The sequence below is a fragment of the Micromonospora sp. B11E3 genome, from assembly GCF_039871625.1.
GTDB lineage: Bacteria > Actinomycetota > Actinomycetes > Mycobacteriales > Micromonosporaceae > Micromonospora.
In genome coordinates this window covers 1-4953 of record NZ_JBDPMC010000162.1, presented here as the reverse complement: position 1 = coordinate 4953, position 4953 = coordinate 1, and the positions used below count along the sequence as shown (strand labels likewise).

Here is a 4953-nt window from a genome sequence, read left to right as displayed (position 1 = left end):
CTTCCCCGCCCCGAATCAGGGCACCCAGCGCGGATCAGTCAACCGCGCTGACCGCCACCCCAGCCCCCGACCACCTCGTCGGCGATGACCTCGGCACTGCCCCCACCCGGCGGCCGAGGCCCCAACTCCTCGCCCCGCAACCCGACCGACGCCTCCACCGCCACCCAAGATGTTGATCACCGAGAGCCACGAACCCATCACCGTAAAGCGACGGTAGTCGACATCGGCGACACGAGCCATCCCCACCCACACGTGAACCACCACACATCCAGACGCGCGGCACGGGCGAACAGGCCTCCCGGTAGTAGACAGCGAAAATCAACGACAACGCTGGTCAGAGCAGGTGCCGCAGGACAGCGGTGCTGCTCGTGCCGAGAGCCCGTTGACCAACGTTGCCGTTGATTTCAGGCTGAAAGCTACGGCCAGGCCTGGTCGCTGAACTCATGGGACACGCCCGTCTCGAAACCACACGGGCGTACAGCTTGCCCACCGACGCCGACCGCGAGAGGGCAGCCATCAACGGCCTCCTCACCGACCGCTGACCAGCGGATTCACCGGCCTATTGCCGGTTTCCGGCGCACTCCGGTCGGCCGCCGGGGACGTGCGAACCCACAAGACGTGCGAACCGGAGGTGAGGGAGTCCGGATCACGAGCTGGCGGCTGGGCGGCACCGACGACGGTGGCAACGCGTTCCGAATCTCGGAATGAAATCCGCGAGGAGCAGCCTGCGGCGACATCACCAGACGGCCCCGGCGCCTGGCTGTGGGCGGGGGGATCGTCGACGAGACCGTTCCCGCCGAGGACTGCCGCCCCGCCCCGCAGGCAGCCGCCTAGCTGCCCATTCCGCCCCGGGTGCGGTTCAGTGCCGGGCGCCGTTCGCGTTTCCCTGGCTCGACGACGCCGAGGGGTTCGTCAGGACGATGGCCGGGTTCCTGCGCTGACGACGCGTCCCCGGCGACAGCGGCGCGGTCAGTCGACCTCGAGGCGCAGCAGCCGGGTGCCGTTGGTCCACAGCACCCGGCGCATCCATTCGTCGCCGAGGTCCAGGCGGGCCAGGGCCTGCAACTGGTGGGCGTAGGGATAGGGGATGTTGGGAAAGTCGGAGCCGAGGACGACCCTGTCGCCCAGGGCGAGCAGGCGCTGCCGGTATCCGGCGGGCAGCGGCGCGAACCTGTCGGCGAAGTCCGTGCCGGCCATGGTCGTGTCGAGGTGGACCCCGGGATACCGCTCGGCGAGGTCGGCGAAGGCGTGGTACTCGGGCATGCCGAGGTGCGCGATCACCAGCACCAGCCCGGGGTGCCGGCCGAGCAGTCGCCCGACGCCGTCCGGGCCGGTGTGACGCCCGGGGGCCGGCGCGGAGCCACCGTGCAGGACGACCGGCACCCGGTGCTCGGCGAGGACGGCCCAGGCCGGGTCGAGCAGCGCGTCGTCCGCGGCGAACTCCCCGACCTGCAGGTGGACCTTGAACAGGCGGGCCCCAGCGGTGACCGCCGCGGCCACGTAGTCGCCGACGCCCGGCTCCGGATACAGGGTGGCGCAGTGCACCGCGTCGGGGACGCGGTCGGCGAACTCACGGCACCACTCGTTGAGCCAGGTCGCCATCCCCGGCTTGTGGGGATAGGTCAGGGCCGGGATCACCCGCATCCCGAGGCGGCGCGCGACGCGCAGCCGGGTCGGCTCGTCGAACCGGTAGGTGATCGGCCAGGGCACCCCGTACCGGACGTCGGCCTCGTCGAAGAAGGCCCACACCTTGCGCAGCATCGGCTCGGGCAGGAAGTGGACGTGGATGTCGACCAGCCCCGTCAGCCCCACGGCGGCCAGGTAGGCGGGAATCTCCTCGTCCGTGGCGGGGCCCGGCGTCGTACTCACGGGTGGCCAGCCTAGGGGAAGACCCCCCGCCGCCGGGACGCGTGTCCGGCGGGCCCTACCGTCGGCGGGCCGCCCGCCGGGCGCCGGCCCGCCAGCCGGCCAGGACCAGGACGACCAGCACGAGGGCGGCGCCGAGGGTGAGGCCGACGGGCACCGGGAACGACCGCGACTCCGCGACCCGACCGCGGCCCTGGCCTTCGGCGGCCACCGCGAGACCGGTGTGCTTGTCCTCGCCGGGCGTCACCAGGCGGCCGACCGACGCGTCGGCAGGTAGGGCGAAGCCCCAGTTGAGCAGGGCCAGCGCCTCCCCCAGGCTGCCCAGCGGCGCCGTCTCCGCCCCGAGCAGGGCGACCACGAGCCGCCGGCCGTCGCGCTCGGCCACGCCGACGTACGTCTGCCGGGCCAGGTCCGTGAAGCCCGTCTTTCCGCCCAGCATCCCGGGGTAGCTGTCCAGCAGGGTGTTCTCGTTGCGGATCTCGAAGGGCACCTGCGCCGCCCTGGTCGCGATGTACCGCCGGAAGTCCTCCCTGGCGAAGGTGGCGCGGGCGATCAGCGCGAGGTCGTACGCGCTGGTGTACTGGCCCGGGCCGTCCAGGCCGGAGGGCGTGGCGGCGTGGGTCTGGTTGGCGTGCAGCCGGCGCGCCTCGTCGTTCATCGCCTGGACCCCGCCCTGCCGGCCGGCGGGGCCGCCGCCGACGCGGGCGAGCACGTTGGCCGCGTCGTTTCCCGACCGGAGGAGAAGCCCCAGCCAGAGGCTCTCGACGGAGTACCGGCCGCCCTCGACGACGCCCATCAGCGAACTGGCGGGGTCGAGATCCCGCAGGTCCGCCCGGGTCACCTCGACGACCTGGGCCGGATCGAGGCGGGGCATGAGCGCCGCGGCCAACAGCAGCTTCTGCACGCTGGCCGGCGTCCGGCGCTCGTGGGGGCCGCAGCCGCCCAGGACCATCCCGCTGTTGAGGTCCGCCACGAGCCACGAGGTCGCCGTCACCGCCGGGGCCGTCGGCACACCCGCGGGAGTCACCAGTCCCGCCGTCGCCAGTGCCTCTCCCCCGACCGCCCCGTCGGCCGGGTCGACCGGTGGCGGGGCGGGGGCGGTGGGCGGCGGGGCCGGCGGCTGCACGGTCGGGCACGGCACGTGCGGCGCGGCCGCCGCCCGTGCCGGTGGCCCGACCGCCACGGCGGGGGTGAGCAGCAACGCGCTGAAGGTCGCGGTGGCGATGCGGAAGCCAGTCACGGTTGAGAACGTAGTCCGCGCCGCCGGGGGCGCGGCCGGGTTCCAGAAACAGGCCGACGGGCCGGCGGTCGGGACTACTGTGCTCGGCTCTGCCCTGCGCCGTCCCCGTTCTCCGGCATTCCGACGCCGGGATCCTCCGGTCGAAAACGGCACGGCCGCCCGGCCGTCGCCCGGCCGGACCCGGCCCGTGAATCGTTTTCGGGGATCCGCCGAAAACACGAACGCGCCCGCGGGCCGCGGAGAGAATGTGGCGAAAGGAAATCACGATCGGGAGGAGGCATGATGGGCTTCGAGCGACGACTGTCGCTGTTGGCCGCGACCATCGCGGCGACGCCACTGGCTCTCGCCGCGTGCACCGCCGACCAGAGGTCGGGCGCCGGACCGGCCGGCGTGCGGGCGGCGGCGCCGGAGTTGGCCCTGACGCCCGCCGACCGGGCCCGCGACGTGCCGATCAGCGCCGAGGTGGGCACCACCGTCAAGGGCGGGCGCGTCACCCAGGTCCGCCTCACCGACGACAAGGGCGCCCAGGTCGGGGCCGAGCCGCGGGAGGACGGGTCGGCCTGGGTGCCCGTCGCGCCGTTGCAGCCGCGGCGCACCTACACGGCCGAGGTGACCGCCACCGGCGACTCCGGGAAGACCACCACCCGCAGGACCACGTTCACCACGACGGCGGCGTCCACGAAACCGGAGATCACCAGCAACCTGTATTTCGAGAGCAACCAGACGTACGGCACGGCGATGCCGGTGACGGTCTCCTTCGACCCGCCCATTCCCAAAGAGGCCAGAGCCGACGTACAGCGCCGTTTGTTCGTGAAGACGAATCCGCCGCAACCCGGGGCGTGGTCCTGGGTCTCCGACGGTTCCCAGGCGTATTACCGGGCGCCGGACTTCTGGCGGCCGGGCACGACGATCAGCGTCCGGGCGGCCCTGGAGGGGCTGCCGATCGGCAAGGAGAGGATGGGCGACGCGGACCGCTCCGCCACCTCGAAGATCGGGCGGCAGGTGTCCCTGGAGATCGACAACGCCAGCAAACAGATGTCCGTGCTCCGCGACGGCAAGCTGCTCCGCAGGATTCCGGTCAGCCTCGGCAAGCCGAGCACCCCGACCTCCAGCGGCAAGATGGTGATCATGGCAAAGCACCAGTACGCCACGTTCGACACGCGGGGCGAACCGGACGGCGGCTACGTGGTCGACGTGGAGGACGCCCAGCGGCTCACCGCCGGTGGCGAGTTCATCCACGGGGCGCCGTGGTCGGAGGGGGACCAGGGCAGCACCAACGTCTCGCACGGCTGCACCAACGTCTCCGCGGCCGCCGCCGACTGGCTGATGAACGTCACCCAGGTCGGCGACCTGGTCACCGTCCGGGGCACCGAGGTCCCGCTGACCGAGGGCAACGGCTGGACGGCCTGGAACGTCAGCTGGGAGGAGTTCGTCAGGGGCAGCGCCCTGCCGGTGCCCGCCGGGCTCCGGCCGGCCCCGACCCAGGCGCCGCATCCGGGCGCCGTGGCCGGTGGTTCCCCGGCCCCGGCCCCGTCCGCCGGCGGACGCTGACCGCGCTTCGGGCCGCCCCGCCCCGGCGCCCTCGTCCCAGGTGGACGGAGGCGCCGGGGCGGGGCTGCACTACTTCCGGGTCCGCGCGGTGGTCGGTGCGGGGCCGCCGGCCGAAAGCCGACCCCGGCACGTCAGCACAGGCTCGGCCGCCGCCGCTCCGCCCACCGCACATCTTGTCGTTGATGCGGCCACACTGCGAGCACATCCGCGTGGACGGGAAGAACCGATCCACCCGGCCGAACGTTCGCCCGTACCGGGCGGCCTTGTACTCCAACATGCTGGTGAAACTCGCCCAG

Annotated in this window: 4 protein-coding genes; 1 reads left to right on the top strand and 3 read right to left on the bottom strand. The window is 73.0% G+C overall.

Annotated elements, in window-relative coordinates; all coding sequences use genetic code 11:
- Positions 1 to 969: 969 nt before the first annotated feature.
- Positions 970 to 1869 carry an amidohydrolase family protein gene (locus tag ABGB16_RS33165; RefSeq protein ID WP_347672008.1) on the bottom strand — a complete coding sequence of 300 codons (900 nt, stop codon included), beginning with the start codon at positions 1867 to 1869 and terminating at the stop codon, positions 970 to 972.
- 55 nt (positions 1870 to 1924) lie between these two features.
- The gene (locus ABGB16_RS33160; RefSeq protein WP_347672007.1) at positions 1925 to 3106 is read right to left on the bottom strand and encodes a D-alanyl-D-alanine carboxypeptidase; all 1182 of its coding nucleotides are present in this window, start codon (positions 3104 to 3106) and stop codon (positions 1925 to 1927) included.
- Between the two features lie 282 nt (positions 3107 to 3388).
- Here ABGB16_RS33160 and ABGB16_RS33155 point away from each other — a divergent pair, with 282 nt between their 5' ends.
- Positions 3389 to 4657, top strand: a complete 1269-nt coding sequence (locus ABGB16_RS33155) for an Ig-like domain-containing protein (protein ID WP_347672009.1) — start codon at positions 3389 to 3391, stop codon at positions 4655 to 4657.
- Here ABGB16_RS33155 and ABGB16_RS33150 read toward each other — a convergent pair.
- A partial coding sequence (locus tag ABGB16_RS33150) for a zinc ribbon domain-containing protein (protein ID WP_347672006.1) occupies positions 4539 to 4953 on the bottom strand: 415 nt, incomplete at its 5' end. The two genes, ABGB16_RS33155 and ABGB16_RS33150, sit on opposite strands and share 119 nt — an antisense overlap.

Bases quoted from the DNA above. Each gene is read 5' to 3' on its own strand.
- ABGB16_RS33155 (WP_347672009.1), top strand. From the start codon at position 3,389: ATGGGCTTCGAGCGACGACTGTCGCTGTTGGCCGCGACCATCGCGGCG.